At 54.8% G+C, this 17,478-nt stretch carries 14 protein-coding genes, 1 tRNA gene and 1 pseudogene; 9 read left to right on the top strand and 7 right to left on the bottom strand.

Annotation, left to right across the window (positions count from 1 at the left end):
- Nucleotides 1-48: 48 nt before the first annotated feature.
- The 7 genes from H4J77_RS05925 (at nucleotide 49) to H4J77_RS05895 (ending at nucleotide 7,939) form a co-directional block, all read left to right on the top strand.
- Nucleotides 49-1,053, top strand: coding sequence for an LLM class flavin-dependent oxidoreductase (locus H4J77_RS05925; RefSeq protein WP_123887923.1), 1,005 nt, complete (start codon nucleotides 49-51; stop codon nucleotides 1,051-1,053).
- A gap of 74 nt (nucleotides 1,054-1,127) precedes the next feature.
- A tRNA-Gly gene (locus H4J77_RS05920) sits at nucleotides 1,128-1,201 on the top strand.
- 603 nt (nucleotides 1,202-1,804) lie between these two features.
- Nucleotides 1,805-2,269 (top strand): bacterioferritin, encoded by a 465-nt coding sequence (gene bfr / locus H4J77_RS05915; RefSeq protein ID WP_182247463.1) that lies wholly within the window; start codon nucleotides 1,805-1,807, stop codon nucleotides 2,267-2,269.
- Nucleotides 2,270-2,836: 567 nt separating this feature from the next.
- Nucleotides 2,837-3,916: an extracellular solute-binding protein gene (locus tag H4J77_RS05910; RefSeq protein WP_182247461.1), complete on the top strand. Its 1,080-nt coding sequence runs from the start codon at nucleotides 2,837-2,839 to the stop codon at nucleotides 3,914-3,916.
- Between the two features lie 419 nt (nucleotides 3,917-4,335).
- Entirely contained in the window at nucleotides 4,336-5,160 is an 825-nt protein-coding gene (locus H4J77_RS05905) for a xanthine dehydrogenase family protein subunit M (protein WP_182247459.1), read from the top strand.
- Complete coding sequence (locus tag H4J77_RS05900; RefSeq protein WP_182247457.1) at nucleotides 5,157-7,448, top strand: xanthine dehydrogenase family protein molybdopterin-binding subunit; 2,292 nt, start codon at nucleotides 5,157-5,159, stop codon at nucleotides 7,446-7,448. Before H4J77_RS05905 ends, H4J77_RS05900 begins: the two co-directional genes overlap by 4 nt.
- Nucleotides 7,445-7,939 (top strand): (2Fe-2S)-binding protein, encoded by a 495-nt coding sequence (locus tag H4J77_RS05895; RefSeq protein ID WP_182247455.1) that lies wholly within the window; start codon nucleotides 7,445-7,447, stop codon nucleotides 7,937-7,939. Before H4J77_RS05900 ends, H4J77_RS05895 begins: the two co-directional genes overlap by 4 nt.
- Here the strand turns inward: H4J77_RS05895 and H4J77_RS05890 are convergent.
- From H4J77_RS05890 to moaC, 7 genes and pseudogenes are all read right to left on the bottom strand, one after another.
- Nucleotides 7,936-9,807: pseudogene (locus H4J77_RS05890) on the bottom strand (methyl-accepting chemotaxis protein). The gene H4J77_RS05895 and the pseudogene H4J77_RS05890 overlap by 4 nt on opposite strands.
- A gap of 113 nt (nucleotides 9,808-9,920) precedes the next feature.
- Complete coding sequence (locus H4J77_RS05885) at nucleotides 9,921-11,111, bottom strand: hypothetical protein (protein ID WP_182247453.1); 1,191 nt, start codon at nucleotides 11,109-11,111, stop codon at nucleotides 9,921-9,923.
- 68 nt (nucleotides 11,112-11,179) lie between these two features.
- Nucleotides 11,180-12,562 carry an oxygen-independent coproporphyrinogen III oxidase gene (gene hemN / locus H4J77_RS05880; RefSeq protein ID WP_182247451.1) on the bottom strand — a complete coding sequence of 461 codons (1,383 nt, stop codon included), beginning with the start codon at nucleotides 12,560-12,562 and terminating at the stop codon, nucleotides 11,180-11,182.
- 120 nt (nucleotides 12,563-12,682) lie between these two features.
- A complete protein-coding gene (gene moaA / locus H4J77_RS05875; RefSeq protein ID WP_123887854.1) occupies nucleotides 12,683-13,678 on the bottom strand; it encodes a GTP 3',8-cyclase MoaA in 996 nt (331 codons plus the stop codon).
- A 45-nt stretch (nucleotides 13,679-13,723) separates the two neighbouring features.
- Nucleotides 13,724-14,182, bottom strand: a complete 459-nt coding sequence (moaE, locus tag H4J77_RS05870) for a molybdopterin synthase catalytic subunit MoaE (RefSeq protein ID WP_123887853.1) — start codon at nucleotides 14,180-14,182, stop codon at nucleotides 13,724-13,726.
- 1 nt (nucleotide 14,183) lies between these two features.
- Nucleotides 14,184-14,432: a molybdopterin converting factor subunit 1 gene (moaD, locus tag H4J77_RS05865; protein ID WP_123887852.1), complete on the bottom strand. Its 249-nt coding sequence runs from the start codon at nucleotides 14,430-14,432 to the stop codon at nucleotides 14,184-14,186.
- Entirely contained in the window at nucleotides 14,429-14,905 is a 477-nt protein-coding gene (moaC, locus tag H4J77_RS05860; protein WP_182247449.1) for a cyclic pyranopterin monophosphate synthase MoaC, read from the bottom strand. The genes moaD and moaC overlap by 4 nt, the downstream gene beginning before the upstream one ends.
- A gap of 309 nt (nucleotides 14,906-15,214) precedes the next feature.
- Between moaC and ahpC the strand changes: the two genes are divergently transcribed.
- Nucleotides 15,215-15,778 carry an alkyl hydroperoxide reductase subunit C gene (gene ahpC / locus H4J77_RS05855; RefSeq protein WP_123887850.1) on the top strand — a complete coding sequence of 188 codons (564 nt, stop codon included), beginning with the start codon at nucleotides 15,215-15,217 and terminating at the stop codon, nucleotides 15,776-15,778.
- A 104-nt stretch (nucleotides 15,779-15,882) separates the two neighbouring features.
- Nucleotides 15,883-17,463, top strand: coding sequence for an alkyl hydroperoxide reductase subunit F (gene ahpF, locus H4J77_RS05850; RefSeq protein WP_123887849.1), 1,581 nt, complete (start codon nucleotides 15,883-15,885; stop codon nucleotides 17,461-17,463).
- Nucleotides 17,464-17,478: the final 15 nt, after the last annotated feature.

Below are 17,478 nucleotides of genomic sequence, written 5' to 3'. Positions count from 1 at the left end.
ATTCAACGTTAGCATAGCCTGATTGCAAACTGATGTGCAGGAGAAACCATGACTAGCCCGGCCGTAAAGTTATCCATACTGGATCTATGTTCAGTCACTGAAGGCGCAACCCCAGCTGATGCACTGCACAATGCCTTGGCGTTAGCTCAACTTGCCGAAGAGCTGGACTACAATCGTTTCTGGGTAGCCGAACATCACAACATGACGGGGATAGCCAGCGCCGCCACTTCAGTAGTGATGGGCTACCTAGCCGCGGGTACGCACAAAATCCGCATCGGCTCCGGCGGCATCATGCTGCCAAATCATGCGCCGTTGCAGATTGCCGAGCAGTTTGGCACGCTGGAATCGCTCTACCCAGGCCGCATCGACCTCGGACTTGGCCGAGCACCCGGCACAGACCAGTCAACAGCACAGGCTTTGCGCCGCGGCCGCACCGACGGCGAAGACTTTCCGCAAATGCTCGAAGAATTGCGCAAGCTGTTTGCCAGCCCCACACCTGAACAGCGTTTGCGCGCGGTACCCGGTTCTGGCCTCAATGTGCCTATCTGGTTACTCGGCTCCAGCACCTTCAGCGCCCAATTGGCCGGGCGCCTGGGCCTGCCTTTCGCCTTTGCCGGCCAGTTCTCGCCCGACTATCTGTTCAGTGCCCTGCGCCTGTATCGCGAGCACTTCACGCCTTCCGAGCAGCTGGAAGAGCCTTATGCCATGCTGGGCATCAACGCCTATCTGGCCGATGACCGCGAGCAGGCTCACTACCTGGCGACCTCACACCAGCAAGCGTTTCTGAATCTGATTCGTGGACGCCCTGGCAAGATGCCCGCGCCAGTGCATGATATGGAAAGCCTATGGCAGCCACATGAAAGACATCAGGTTATGTCGACCCTTTCCGGCAGTCTGATCGGTGACTCGCAAGCGGCAAGTGAGCAGATGGATCAGCTTTTGGAGCGCACAGGCGTCAATGAGTTGATCGTCAATAGCCCTATATTTGACCAACAAGCCAGGCAGCATAGTTACCGATTACTGATGCAACTCAACCGCGAGCGCCAAGCCTAAAATCGAGGGCGACGAAAACAAATATCGTCGCCCTCTTCCCCAGCGTCGGCGACTCTGGTAAAAAGAGCGCCTGTGCGGGTGTAGCTCAATGGTAGAGCAGAAGCTTCCCAAGCTTACGACGAGGGTTCGATTCCCTTCACCCGCTCCAGTAACTCCCTGTTTTTCAATAAAATCAACTGCGCTTTATGGGCTCCTGTCGCCAAAATGTCGACACCAGGAACGCTGAATACTGCCCACACCTTACAGATCAGAAAAATCGCTGATCGTCCCTCGAAAGCCAGGCCACCAAATCCAGATGACGCCTTGGTAGGGACGAGCCAACACAGCCCTCCCCTATAACCAGCAACAACTGGCGTATAAACACGTCAACAGTGCCAGTGCCAAACATATCACCAGCACTGAGAGGAACTGCAGCTAATGTCACCGTCGACACTAGAGCTCATAAAATAGGGTCGTCCGCACCTGCTACAATCAACATCATCAATGATGCTAACGCCATACTGCCAAGGCATTAGAAGCGAAAGAAAACCTTATTTCAGGATACTAAAACTTGCCTAATGTGGCGTGACACAACTATTAAGTTACGCGCAAAAGATACGATCAAGACTTACTCTCACCACGTTTTTCAATATCACAAATGAGACTATAACCCATTGTAAGTAAAAGCATTTAATTCATCATAATGATAGCAATACAAGTTTAATCTAGGCACAATTCCACTATATTCGAATAGCTGCAGGAGTACCGCACAATGCAAGGCCAACCAGAGGTTATCAATTGCCTGATCGAGCTACTGCGAGGCGAGCTGGGAGCTCGTGACCAGTACTTCCTGCATTCGCGCCTTTACGAGGACCTGGGCTACAGCAAGCTGTACGAACGCATCAACCACGAAATGGAAGAAGAAACCCAGCACGCCGATGCGATTCTCAAACGCATCCTCTTCCTGGAAGGCAAGCCGGACATGCGCCCCTCTGCCATTACCCCCGGCTTCACTGTGCAAGATATGCTGAAAGCAGACCTGAAACTTGAGTACGAGGTACGCGACAACCTGGCCAACGCAATCGCCTTGTGTGAACGGCATGGTGACTACCCCACTCGCGAGATGCTCGAGGTTCAGCTGAAAGATACTGAAGAAGACCATGCCTACTGGCTAGAGCAACAGCTGCGCCTGATTAAAATGGTGGGTGAACAGAACTACCTGCAATCACAGATGTGAGCGAGCGGTAGATCTTAGAAAAAAGGCCCCGACAACGACGTTGTCGGGGCCTTTTCATTTAGAGAGCCCGCCAATAATTTTCAGCGGGGCTGAGCAAAAAACACACTGCCATGCTACTAATCGAGCAAACCGCGCGGACGCTCGGTCGTATCCGCCTATCCATCGCCTGGACGATTGCTATATTGATGTAAGACAAAACCTGAGCGAACAATACTTGGCATGCTAGCGAGCATGGAAAGCAGCTGACAACTAAACAGTGTCAGGCAAGGGACTATACGCTGCTTGTGAATCAGCCAGTGACCAACTGACTTTTGTCAGCTGCAAAGACGGGGCTTAGTTCTTTAAAGCGCTGATTAATGCCTAGCAGGTGGCAAATTCGCTATTTTCACCATACCAAAATGCCGAGCAAGCTGATGTAATTGACGGTAGTGTTAATAGAAATATACCTACTAGCCGATCAAATAGTCGGCCCAGCCTTGGGTACTTGACTGCCACGGCATACAGGAAAGCAGGACACTAACGCTAAGCTTATCGTCTTTCTAATTAAAAATAATGAGGACTTACACTATGAAGTACCTGCTCTGCATCGTCGCCTTGTGCGCAATGAGTCAGGCACATGCCGAAGACGTGATTCGCGTCCTGAACTGGAATGACTACATTGAACCGACTCTTCTAGACAAATTTGAGCAGCAGACAGGGGTTCGCGTCGACTATCAAACCTTTGAGGAAGGCCAGGAACTCATCGCAGCAATGAAAGGGGAAGAATCTTACGACATCGTAGTGCCCTCGCATTACATGCTTAAGCAGATGATCGCAGAGCAGGCCCTGATGCCTATCGATAACAGCAAACTGAAAAACTATAACAACCTGGATATTTGGCTAGTCTCCGTTTTGGCCAGTATTCCTCGCGCCAGCGAGCACGCAGTACCCTATCTATGGGGCGCTAACGGTCTTGCTGTTAACGTGCCCCTGGCCGAAGCCGCGCTAGGCGAAAACGTGCCGCAGAGCTGGGCCCTGCTATTCGACGAGTCATATGCCTCGCGCCTGTCATCATGCGGCCTGGGTATGCTGGCAGCTCCGGAAGAAGTTGCTTCAGTGCTAATGAATTTCCACGGCAGACGTCTATCCGGAAGTACTAGCCGCAAGATAGCCCGCACCTTCGAATCAATTGATTATCTGCGCAACAGTGTGAGTGAAATCAATAACTGGGAGCACGTCGAAGCACTTGCGCAGAACAAGATTTGCGTGGCATTGACCTGGGGTGGTAACGCACTATTCGCCATGGCTGAAAACCCTGACATACAGTTTTGGATTCCGGAGGCGGGCTCGAGTATTTTCATCGATACCCTGGCCATACCGAGCAATGCACCAAACCCCGACCTGGCTTACCAATTTATCGACTTCTTGATGGAGCCGGAAAACGCCATTCTCAATGCAACTGCTTCCAACTTCTACCCCACAGTATCCAGTGAGTCAGCCGAAATGCAGGCGTTTACCGAAGCCAACCCATACCAGGTCATGACCGTGGAGCAACGCCGTCGGAGTTACTTGCTGGAATCTTTGACCGAAGAGCAGAAGTCCGCAGTCGATCAAGCATGGGAGCGCTTTGTAAGCCCGCGCCAAGAGCCGCAAGCGACCGCAGAGTAATGCACATGCTGCTTCGTTCTGGCGTGAATGCCGGGCGAAGCAACTAACGGCAAATCGAGCGGGCCCAGTACGGGGTAGAACCCGACCAAAAGGCCAGCTTTTATAAAAAGCTGACTTTCCGAAAAATAAATTCTGAAATCCTTCTCAAGCTAAGTGTTATTACACGCACAATAATGCTGCACTATTCAAGCGACTGCACCGTCATTTAGCCCACTTACCCCTCCTCTTCCTCTGCCTCTAACAGAGCACATCTTTTAGCTGACCAATCAGACAGCTATTCACAAAAACAGCACCAAATACAACAAGATGGCATTTTTCCTGCATAAACCAATAGCACCCCACTACTGGAGCCAGCAAGTGAATCTGATCAGGCCAGCAATGCAATTCCTATCGTGCCCATCAAGCCAATGACGATAGCCGTGACCGACCGCACTCAAACGCATATTCTGTTCCCACAGAGCGCTTTTGAAGCGGTTGCTTTGGCAGTACGCCATCAAGCGCCCTATATAGCTGGCGCGACCGCTCTTCAGCTAAGCTGGAACAAAACGGCGAACTGGCCCACTCAAGCTGTTGCACTCAGCGGGCTGAGCGAGTTGATCGGATGCAAGCGTTTGGCAAGCAGCTGGCAGCTCGGCGCCTTAACCTCATTGGCGGAGCTAGCCAATAACAGTGCGCTAGCCGAATACATGCCACTGCTTTCTCAGGCAGCCGTTAGCGTTGGCGCTGCCGGCGTACGTCAACTCGGGACTCTGGCTGGCAACATCGGTTTTGCTGGCGATCTAATGCCTTCGTTACTGGTACTGGATACCCAGGTTCTTTGGATTGATCAACATGGCAGGTCGCAACAACAACCGCTAACGCAGTGGCTTGAAGCGCCGCAGCCGCAGGGCTTGATCACTGCTTTGCAAATACCCGCCCCCCTGGCCGGTAGCATTACCCGCATGGAAAAACTCGCCAGTCGCAGCGCTTTCAACCCACCATTGTTGAACGTAGCCAGTCTGCAATGTTGGCAAGAAGGCCAACTGCAGAAACTGCGGCTGGCCATTGGCGGCAATGCTATTCAGCCTTCTCTGTTACCGATCAGCCCTCATTCGCTTCCGCTCCAGGACAGTCGTCGCGTGTTGAGCTCTGCCTTGCGCGCCAACCTCGACAGCATCCTGCCGCTCGGCTGCGCGCAGCGTGACTACCTGATATCAGCCGGCGCCAAGCTGCTGTGCGACCAACTGAGCCCAAATTTGTCATGAATAATGTCCCAACCGCCGTACCGCTGGACCAAAAGCATTTTGCCGAAAGATGGAACGCCCGCCCTGACAGCACCGAGAAAGCTTACGGACTCCAGCAGTACCCCACCGACGAATTGCACTGGCCCGGATTACTGCACGGCCGGATCCTGCGCAGTGCCTGGCCGCACGCGCACATCTTGCATATCGACTTGAGCCAAGCTCGCAGCCTGCCCGGTGTACGTGCGGTCGTTTGCGCTGAGGACATTCCAGGCACCAACAGCTACGGCATCATCTTTCGGGATCAGCCCGTATTCTGCACTGACAGAGTTCGCTTTCTTGGCGATGCTATTGCTGCAGTGGCAGCGGATAGCCCCGAAATTGCAGCTCACGCACTCACCCTTATCAAGGTAGTTTATGAGCCACTACCCAACATCGGCGATAGCCAACAAGCTCTGACCTCAGCAGCGCCCCGGCTGCACCCCGATGGCAATCTGCTGGATAGCTCACGACTGGGTCACGGCGATATTGACGCTGGCTTTGCTCAGTGCAGCTATATCGTCGACAGCCGCTACAGCACGCCGCGCCAGATGCATGTATTCATGGAGACCGAAGGCGGCGTGGCTATTCCCGAGCAAGACGGCAGCCTGACCTTTCGAGTCGGCTGCCAAAGTGGCCATCGCGACCGCGATCAGCTCGCTGATATTCTAGGATTACCCCAACATAAGGTACGGGTTATTGGCCTTTCTACCGGCGGCGGTTTCGGCGGCAAAGACGAGCTGACCATGCAGCCCGCTGCGGGCTTACTGGCCCTGAAAACTGGCCGCCCCGTGCGCATTCATTACGACCGCCAAGAGTCCACGCGGGCCGGTATCAAGCGCCATCCGATACAGATGTTTGCACGTACAGGCTGCGACGCCGAGGGCCGCCTGATTGCCCATCAGCTGCATGCTGTGCTGGATACCGGAGCCTATGCATCTCTCGGTCCCGCAGTGCTGACCAACTTCAGTGATCACGCAGCCGCGCCCCTGTATCGCATACCGCACGTTGACGTACAGGGCCAGCTGGTCTACACCAACAACAGCGTCGCCGGTGCCTTTCGCGGATTCGGTGGCAATCAGGCGACCTTCGCAGTGGAAAGCCAGCTGGACAAGCTCGCGCTGACTGCTGGACTGTCACCTGCGGAGCTGCGCCGGCGCAATCTGCGCACTCCGGATGACGACGGCGTCGAAGGCCAAAGCCAGCAAATGCCCTGTCACCCCAACACGCTGCTGAACGCTGCTATCGCATCACCATTATGGCAAATCAACCCCGCTGACGCAGAGCACGGACGCTGGCTGAGCGGCGTGGGCATGGCACTAGGCGCACAAGGCAACGGCTTGGGCAATGGCTTGCCTGATTCGGGCGGCGCCAGCCTGCGCCTGACCAAACAAGGCCACATTCAGCTAGCCTTTGGGTTTATCGAGTACGGACAAGGCGTAGTTGCCGCCGTTCAGGCTTTGGCCTGCGAAGCGCTTGGCTGCAGCGCGGAGGATTTGGATATTCGCTTGGGCGACTCAGACGGTCCCGATTCCGGCCCTACCAGCGCTTCGCGCAGCACCGTGATAGCCACAGAAGCACTGCGGCGGCTACGCGACGACTGGCAACAGCAGCTGATCCAGCTGGGCAAATCCTTACTGGGCGATCATCGGGCATTATGCACCGGTGCGGGCGGGCTCTGGTACGACGAGCCAAAGGGCAAGCGTGCTATCAGCTATCAAGCACTGGCGAGCGGAGTCAAAGACCTGTCACTGCCGGCGCTAAAAATCCATTTTGACTTTCCCACTGGCCCCGACGCTCAGCCCAAGGGGCGCTACCTGCAACTGCTTATTGCCACTGTTGCCCGCGTCAAAGTCGACCGTTTCACCGGACGCGTGAAGGTGTCCCATTTGCACCACATCGCCGCCGGCGGCAAGGTCATCCATCCCCCGAGCTATAGAGGTCAAATCGAAGGAGCGGCCGTCATGGGAATGGGTATGGCGTTGCTGGAAGACGTACCCATGCACAACGGCGAGTACCAACTCGATAACCTCGATGCCTATCTGATCCCAACCCTGGCCGATGTACCTGCGCAGCAAGTTGATGTGATCGAAACCATCGTCGCCGGCGATCAATACCCTGTGCGCGGTATCGGCGAGCTGGGCATTGAAGCCATCAGTCCCGCATTGATGGCCGCGATTCAAGATGCCACTGGTATACGGCCATGCGACCTGCCCGCTCGCCCCGCGGCACTACTAGCCGCTATGACCGCTGCCGAGGAAAACCTGCCATGAGCACCGAAAATACTACTCCGAACATGCAGCTAAATTTTACCTTGAACGGGCAGTTGCTGAATATGAGGGTCGGCCCGGCCCGCCGCTTGCTGGACATACTGCGCTTAGACCAAGGACTCACTGGCCCCAAGGAAGGCTGCAGCATCGGGCGCTGCGGGGCCTGCACGATTCAGCTCGACGGAGCGGCAGTGCCAGCGTGTTTACTGCTGGCCTATCAGGTGCAGGGCAAAGAGGTGATTACTGTTGAAGGGCTGCGCTCCAAACCTGCATTTCAACGGGTAGCGGACAGCTTGATCGAACACGGCGCGCTGCAATGCGGCTACTGCATCCCGGGGATAACCACTAGTTTAACCGCCGCCCTGACGCAACGCCCGAACGCCAGCGAAGGCGAGCTTGAGCAGGCGATGCACGGTAACTTGTGCCGCTGTACTGGGTACAGCGGCTTACAGCAGGTGATCAAGGACTTGGCGACCCCTGCGCCAAACAACTAGATACGGAAGCTACCCACCAACTCACGCAAGCGAGTAACCTGTTGCTCAAGCGAAGTGCATGCGCGCAGGGTCGCCTGCAGATTGTCTACGCCCTCCTGGTTGAGCATGTTGATATCGGTTATATCCACGTTGAGGCTTTCGATTACTGAAGTCTGTTCCTCGGTCGCAGTAGCAACTGACTGGTTCATGTTATCAATCTCGCCAATACCTAGCGTAATCTGATGCAATCGCTCCCCCGCTTGCGCGGCCACACTCACGCTGTGTTCACTATACTGCTGGCTATCGCTCATCAGGGTCACAGCGGAGGCTGCGTCACTACGCAATCCTTCAATCATCACCTGAATTTCCTGTGCCGAGCTTTGTGTGCGATGCGCCAGATTACGTACCTCGTCGGCGACCACTGCAAATCCTCGTCCGGTTTCTCCGGCTCGGGCTGCCTCAATCGCAGCGTTGAGTGCCAGTAGATTAGTCTGCTCGGAAATACCCTGGATCACCTCAAGAATGCGCCCAATGTCCTCGGTCTTATTACTCAACTGCTCTATCGTTTTGCTCGACTGACGGATCTTGTTCGACAACTCCTGCATGGCGGCAATGGTCTTGCTGACAACCTCGCTACCCTGCTCTGCACCGTCGCGGGCACCGCTGGCTTGCGTAGAGGCGTCTGCGGCATTACGAGCAATCTCTTGCGCAGCTGCGCCCAGTTGATTGATTGCCGCTGCCACGCTATTGGTTCGCGCAGACTGCTGATCCGAACTCGCCATATTCGCGTTGGAGGCATCGAGTACTCGCAGCGCCACATCATTCAGCTCACTACTGGTTTGAGCGACCTGACTGATAGATTCGTGAATACGCTCTACAAACTGATTGAAAGCCATAGCCAGACGGCCAAACTCGTCGCGGCTATGAACCGGCAACCGCTTGGTCAGATCGCCTTCCCCTTTAGCAATATTATCCAGCGCGTGACCAAGTGAATTGAGCGGCAGCAGCAGATAACGCATCAGTAGGCTGAGCAATAGGACAATGGCCGTCAAGGCAATAACAGCAGCAATCAGAGCTGAGATACGAAAGCTGGTCAGACTGGCAAATGCCTTGTCCTGATCCACTGACAATCCCACCTACCATTCCACGCCGGGTAAACCATGAACAGGGACGAAAGTGAGCATCCGCTTCTGCCCGTCAAGCACAGCTTCGCTTAAGGCGCTGTTGATCTGTGGTGTGTTTTGCGGATAAACATCCTGCAGCCTCTTCATCTGCAGGTCGGTGTCGGGATGAACTAGTATGTCGCCATCACCACTGACCAAAAACGCGTAACCCAGACCATTGAACTCCAGTGCGTTGATAATCCCCGAGATCACCTTGAGATTAAGATCGCCCCCCACCACATCAGGGCCAGCAGGCGTCGCTATGGTCATGATCAGATCGCCCGTTGCGGCATCGACGTAGGGTGCTGTCAGTATGGTCTTGCCTGAGGCTTTGGCATTTTTAAACCACGGACGCGTACGCGGATCATAATCCGCCGGCATCGCAGAGTCGGGACGCATGGTGAAGTCGCCGTTGGCAGCCCCCAGATAGCTGAACTCAAACGTCTGCTCGAGTGTTTTCTGTTGCAGCAGCGGCACCAGACGATAGGCCCCTTCGCTCTGGGTATTGGCCGCCAGATTTTCTAACAGAAGAATACGTCCGGATAGCCAGTTGCTGATATTTTCTGCAGTAAGACTACCGGCATCCGCCAGGTAGGTTTGCAGATTATCCTGCAACGTCTTGCGCTGCAGATAATCGTTATAAACAGAAAATGCAGCAAAAGCGGCGATAACCACAACACAGGCAGCACTGACAATTTTCTGGTTAAAACTCAATTGCACAGCCATATCTGTTGCCTCGGCGATAAAGTAATAACCTCTAATCGTCCGCAGCAGACAAAACTTTATCTAAAACCGATGAACAGCGTACAAAGGATGCAACAGCGCCGTTGCTACAAGCGTCACTCGATGACTCTTCGCGCAGAATACGTTCCAGCCAGCCAGGGCCGCCAATCGATCCGCCAGATTGCCCGCAACCCCTTGATTAGGAGATACAGGAACAACAACGGCAGTATCAACGTACGCAGTACAAAGAGCGTCATAGCCCTCAGCACGGTATCAACAGCACTATCCAATGCCTGTTTGATCGCCAAATAGGTTTCCGGATCGGCGGCACGCGCAAACTGTTCGCCCAAGGGTATGGCATCAGTAGCACCGTCCGCTTTAGCCTCCTGCACTGCCGCGCGCTCCTGTCCGATATCCGCTAGCCGCTGCACGAGTGGCCTAAGCTGATCCTCAACCGCCTGCTGTTGATCCTCCAAACGCTCAACCTGCCTGAGCAGGGCGATATGATCTTCGCTGCGAGAAAAGGGATTAAGACGCGCCATACCGCCAAGTTGCTGCTCCAGCTCAGTCAATGCCCGACGGCTCTGGGCCAGCGCGTGGCCCAGTCGCCCCTGCTCTGCCAGTAACTGATTACGTTGCTGTTGCAACGGCCGCTCGCGCTCTCGGAGCGCATTCAGCGCGGGCTCGGTATCCAACACAGTCGCGTTGCCGCCCAGGGTCTTTACTTGTGCCGGCAGGTTATCCAACTGCACCACCTGCTGCCGTGTTTGATCATCCAGAAAGTAGTGATCGACCACGCCGTTGAGCAATACGACGGCGGCCATGGCAAAACGCAGAAACAACAGCGCCAGGAATAACCTCAGAGAACTGGCAGCCCACCTTCCACGTCGCCACCACAAGCTGAACGCCAATAGAATCGCACTTAGTGTGATCAGTACTTTGAAGACGCTATGCGATACCACTCCGAGCAGGATTTTCTGGGTGAGCAGAGAACCAATAGCCCACTGCATTAGCGTGCCATATTGTTCAATCAGGTCATTGAAAGGATCGAGGAGCTCGCCAAGCGTCACTGCTACACCGCCAAATAAGCTAAAGCTCAGGGTAGTTGACTGCAGTACCGAGATCAGCGCGTTAAGTGCTCGCGCAGAGGCAAAGGCAACCGAGGCCTGTAGCAAGGCGCTATCGACATAGTCCACCGACGACCGGTCAGCGCTGCCCAACCACGACAGTAGCACTACTGCTGCCGCAAGGATCAGCAGTAGGGTACGAAACCAAAAAGACCGTTGCCTGCCCACATCGCTATGCATGAAATACCCCTGGCTGCTTGCTCCGAGGTATCCAGCATACCAGCACCGCTTAATTCAAGGCACAGAGGTTAGATGATGCGAGAGAACCGTTGCGCGCTTTGCTCACTCTGATAAGCATCAAACAGCATGCAGATAGAACGGATAAGCAAACGGCCCGCTGGCTGGACCCTGATGCTACCTGGAGTCAAGATCAATAGTCCGTCGCGCGCCATCTGCTCCAGCATGGGCAGGCAGTCGGCGAAGTACTCATGAAACTCGATACCAAAGCGCTTCTCGATGTCAGCGAAGGAAAGTTTGCAATGGCAGATCAACTGGGCGATTACCGCGCGCCGAATATGATCATCCGTATGGCACATCAAGCCGCGATGAGTGGCCAACCCACCTTCCTGCAGCACCTGTTGATAGTGCTTTATATCGCTACTGTTCTGGCTGTATAGATCGCCAATCTGGCTGATCGACGACACACCGAGACCAATCAGGTCACAATGACCATGGGTTGTGTAGCCCTGAAAATTACGCTGCAGCTCACCACTGTCCTGGGCAATACTAAGGCTATCATCAGGCAAGGCAAAGTGATCCATCCCGATATAGCGATAGCCTGCGGCCAGCAACTGTCGCACGCTGTTTTCAAACATCAGCAATTTATCTTGTGGCGTTGGCAGATCAGCGCTGTTGATGCGGCGCTGCGGCATGAAGCGCTCGGGTAAATGGGCGTAATTGAACACCGACAGACGATCCGGTTTCAGCGCAATAATGGCATCGACCGTTTCCGCAAATCGCTCCGGCGTCTGTTTAGGCAGCCCGTAGATAAGGTCAATATTGATTGAACGGTACGCCAGGGTGCGCGCTGCATCCATCACCGTTTGCGTCTGCTCCTGACTCTGCAAGCGGTTTACCGCTCGCTGCACTTCGGGGTCAAGATCCTGCACGCCAAAGCTGACGCGATTGAAGCCCAGCTCACGCAATAGCCCCATGGTCGCCCAATCGGCTTCACGTGGGTCGATCTCGATACTGTAATCCCCACCATCATCATCACGCAGTAAAAAGTGTTCGCGCAAACTCCCCATCAGCTCACGCAACTCGGCATGGCTGAGGAAGGTCGGTGTGCCGCCACCAAAATGCAATTGCTCAACGTGCTGATCCGGCCCCAGCTGCTCGCTGACCAGTTCTATCTCACGCTGCAGCGCTACAAGGTATTCACGGGCTCGGCTACGGTCCTTGGTGATGACCTTGTTGCAGGCACAGTAATAGCAAATATTCGCGCAGAACGGGATATGTATATAGAGCGACAGACTGCGCTGGTTTGCTCGACTATTTTCCAGCGCATGCACATAGTCCGTCGAGCGAATGCCATCATGAAATTGCACGGCCGTAGGATAGGAGGTGTAACGCGGACCGGCGTGATCGTAGCGACGAATCAGGTCTGCGTCCCAACGAATAGAGCTGAGCATTAGGTTCTCCGGCGTTTGAAAGTCTGAGCATGCAGACTACGCCGCCACCGGGTTTAAGGTGTTGACCCGGATCAATAGAGCAAAGGGAAGCAAACAGGCACCAAAAGCGCTACAACGCGATCAGCCGCCTGTCGCGTTCATAAAGCGCAGGACTTGAACCTCACCATCGACAGCGAACTCGTGACGGGCAGGCTTATGCTGCAGAGCACGCTCCAATGCGGCGACAATTGGCGCATCGTCATCAGGATAGCGACGCACCAGATCACGCATATCAAGCGCGTTCTCATGCCCAAGACACAGCAGCAACCTGCCTTCGGTCGTCAAGCGAACACGGTTGCAGGTATCGCAGAAATTATGCGAATGCGGCGAGATAAAGCCAATACGGCTATCGGGATACCCCTCAACCCGCAGGTAACGCGCGGGGCCGCCACTGCTTTCACTGCTGTCGATCAAGCTATGGTGCTGACTGATCATCTCACGCACTTCGGCGCTTGAGCAGAAGGCTTCGCCGCGCTCGCGCCCTACATCACCGAGCGGCATTTCTTCAATAAAGGTGATATCGAGCCCACGCTGCAGGGCGAAATCGGTCAGCGCGCTGACCTCATCGTGATTACGGCCCTTCATCACCACGACATTCAACTTGGTCCGTTCAAAGCCCGCTTTGCGTGCAGCTTCAATACCCGCCAGCACCTGGCTAAGCTCACCCGTACGGGTAATGGCCTTGAACTTATCCGCCTGCAGGCTATCCAGGCTGATATTAAGGCGCTTGACGCCGGCGTCGACCAGCGGCTGGGCCAACTTATCGAGTTGTGAGCCGTTGGTAGTCATAACCAGCTCATCCAACCCAGACAGCGCGCTGATGCGCGCGCAGAGATCGACGATACCTCTGCGCACCAGTGGCTCGCCGCCGGTCAGGCGTATCTTGCGCACACCCTGTGCAACAAAAAGCCGGGCAACACGCTCGATCTCTTCGAGACTGAGAATCTGCGCACGCGGCAAAAAGGTCATGTCTTCGGCCATGCAATAGACACAACGAAAGTCACATCTGTCAGTCACCGAGAGGCGCAGATATTCGATGCGGCGTCCCTGACCGTCCTGTAACCGACCTTGTGTCATACCTTGCTCCGTTTGCTGCTTGTCTGCCACTCTATCACGGCTGAATCATGGCTGGGACGACCAGCGCTCCAGTGCCTGTTCATCACTTTCTCGCGATTCAACCCAGCGCTCGCCTTGCGGCGTATTCTCGCGCTTCCAGAACGGCGCGCGGGTCTTCAGGTAATCCATAATGAATTCGGTAGCCGCAAAGGCCGCCTGACGATGCGCCGAAGCAACGCCGACGAAGACGATAGGCTCGCCCGGCTCAAGCTGACCTACACGGTGGATTAACTGCACGTCCAACAATGGCCAGCGCACAGCGGCCTGCTCAGCAATACTCAGCAGCGCTTTTTCGGTCATGCCCGGATAATGTTCAAGCCACATACCAGCAACGCTGTTGCCATCATTATAGTCACGCACGTATCCGACAAAGCCAACCACTGCACCCGTACCCTGGTTGTCACCTTGCATACGATTCAGCCATTCACCCGGATCAAAGGTCTCGTGCTGCACAGCGATACGCATATCAGCCCCCGGTAACCGGAGGAAAGAACGCCAGCTCATCACCATCAACAATTGCAGTATCTAACGCACACAACTCCTGATTGCGCGCGCACATGATGCGCGGCTCGGAAAGCACCTGCCAGGCCTCACCGCGCGCCAGCAGATGCTGACGTACATCACCCATGGTACGAAAGCTGGTATGCCAGGGTAATTGTTCGGTATCACAGCCTAGCTGCTCACGGTAACGCGCAAAGAATTGAAGATGAATCATGCCGGAGCCTCTGCTTGATAGTCGCCACTTTTACCACCCGACTTCTGCAGCAGGCGAGTAGCTTCTATGACCATGCCTTTGTCGACTGCTTTGCACATGTCATAGAGCGTAAGCGCTGCCACGCTGGCGGCAGTCAATGCTTCCATCTCAACGCCAGTCTGACCAGCCAACTTGCAACGCGCCTGAATGCGCACGGCGTCCGGCGCCTCCAACAGCAGCTCTACTTTGACGCTGGTCAGCATCAGTGGATGGCACAACGGAATTAGCTCAGAGGTTTTCTTGGCAGCCTGGATCCCCGCTATGCGGGCGACCGCCAGCACATCACCCTTGGGGTGTCCGCCGGATTGAATCATCTCGAATGTGTGCGGGCGCATGCGCACCAGCGATTCCGCCAGTGCTTCGCGTGAGGTAACCGCCTTTTCGGTCACATCGACCATATTCGCGCGGCCTTGTGCATCAAGGTGAGTCAGCATACATTTGCTCTATCGGGTTCAGTTGGCCCTACTTTACTGGATTCGCCGACCGCTATCAGCCTCGGGAACCCACAACCAGGCCAAATGGTCACAAAGCTCAACGAACCTGAACAGAAAAACCGGGCATTTTCCGCACATGCCTGACGTAATAAAATGGCTGGTGAGCTTGAATTACAGCGTATTGGCCTCAGATAGTTAAAATCTATCTGCAATTTAGTTGAAATTTATTTTAAGTATCCTGGCGAGGAGCCTATTATTGCTCCTGTCTTCTTAACCAACCAGACAAACAACTCAATAAGGAGTTTATCGATGTCAGTTATCAACACCGAAATCAAACCGTTCAAGGCTCAGGCATTCAAGAACGGCGAGTTCATCGAAGTCACTGAAGCCGATGTAAAAGGCAAATGGGCTATCTTCTTCTTCTATCCAGCTGACTTCACCTTCGTTTGCCCAACCGAGCTGGGCGACGTTGCCGATTACTACGAAGAACTGCAGAAGATGGGCGTAGAGGTTTACTCCGTATCCACCGATACTCACTTCACCCACAAAGCCTGGCACGATGCGTCTGAAACCATTGCCAAGATCAAGTACACCATGATCGGCGATCCTACCGGTGTCGTTACCCGCAACTTCGACAACATGCGCGAAGAAATGGGCCTGGCTGACCGCGGCACTTTCATCATCGATCCACAGGGCATCATCCAAGCGGTTGAAGTAACCTGCGAAGGTATTGGCCGTAACGCTGAAGACCTGGTACGCAAGGTCAAGGCTGCTCAGTACATTGCAGCGCATCCGGGCGAAGTATGCCCAGCCAAGTGGAAGGAAGGCGAAGCCACCCTGGCTCCTTCTCTAGACCTGGTCGGCAAAATCTAATATTACCTGATGACCCGGCCCGCTGCGGAGCGCTATGCGCTCCCGGTTGGCGGGCCGGGTTTTTTTCGCCCAAAATTTGACCAATTTCTTTTAAGGACACGCACATGTTGGACGCTAATCTGAAGAAACAACTGGACACGTACCTGCAGAATATCGTTAAACCGATAGAAATCAGCGTGTCCATTGATGACAGCCCCAAGGGCCAAGAATTAAATGAACTCGCGGTCGAAATAGCAGAAATGTCGAGCAAGATCGACTTGGTTTCTGCCGACGACAAGCGCAGCCCGAGCATGGCTATTGGGCCAAGCGGCCAGCCGCCCCGAGTGCGCTTTGCCGGTATTCCCATGGGCCATGAGTTCACCTCGCTGGTACTGGCATTGCTGCAGGCCGGTGGACACCCATCCAAGGCAGACCCGGCTTTGCTTGAGCAAATCCGCAACCTGGAAGGCGAGTTCCACTTTGAGACCTACATTTCTCTGTCCTGCCAAAACTGCCCGGATGTCGTGCAAGCGCTGAACCTGATGGCGACGCTAAATCCCAACATCACTCACGTCATGATTGACGGAGCCTTGTTTCAGGATGAAGTCGACGAACGCCAAGTCATGGCAGTGCCATCGGTCTACCTCAATGGCGAGCACTTTGGCCAAGGCCGCATGACGCTGGCTGATATCGTCAACAAAGTCGACAGCGGTGCATCCAAGCGCAAAGCTGCCGAGCTGAATGAGAAAGCACCTTACGATGTGCTGATTGTCGGCGGCGGCCCAGCGGCTGCTTCTGCTGCCATCTATGCTGCACGCAAGGGTATTCGTACCGGTATCGTCGCTGAACGCTTTGGTGGCCAGGTATTGGATACTGTCGGTATCGAAAACTTCATATCGGTGCCTTATACCGAAGGTCCTAAGCTGGTTGCCAACCTGGAACAACACGTTAAGGAATACGATGTTGACCTGATCACCGAGCAGACAGCCCAGCAAATCAGCACCGGTGATTACGTTGAGATTGCGCTGAAAAGCGGCGCCACGCTGCTGAGCCGAGCCGTGATCCTGGCTACCGGCGCGCGCTGGAGAGAGATGAACGTGCCGGGTGAGCAGGAATACCGTGGTAAGGGCGTGGCTTACTGCCCTCACTGTGATGGCCCGCTATTCAAAGGCAAGCGCGTAGCAGTGATTGGGGGTGGTAACTCAGGTATTGAGGCGGCAATCGATCTGGCAGGTATTGTCGAGCACGTGACCGTTCTGGAGTTTGCCGACACCCTGCGCGCCGATGAAGTATTGCAACGCAAGGCACGCTCCATGCGCAATATCGACATCATCAAGAGCGCACAGACCACAGAAGTGCGCGGTGATGGCAAAAAAGTGGTTGGTCTGACCTACAAGGACCGTGCAACCGAGGAGCTAAAGCAGGTAGATGTAGCAGGTATTTTCGTACAGATCGGCCTGATACCCAATACCGAGTGGCTTAAAGATAGCGAGCTGAACTTGACCCGCTTCGGCGAGATCGAAATCGATGCACGCGGCGCGACCAACATTCCCGGCGTCTTTGCCGCCGGTGACGTTACCACCGTGCCGTTCAAGCAGATTATCGTCGCCATGGGAGCTGGCTCTACCGCCTCACTGGCTGCTTTCGATCACCTGATTCGCACAGCGGACCCGGCAGAAGCCGGCAAGCAGGCGGCCAACGCCTGATAAGTAAATGGAATA

Source organism: Pseudomonas sp. 5Ae-yellow (genome assembly GCF_014077575.1).
Lineage (GTDB): Bacteria > Pseudomonadota > Gammaproteobacteria > Pseudomonadales > Pseudomonadaceae > Halopseudomonas > Halopseudomonas neustonica.
Note: the sequence above shows the minus strand (reverse complement) of the source record. Positions and strands in the feature narration are given on the sequence as shown.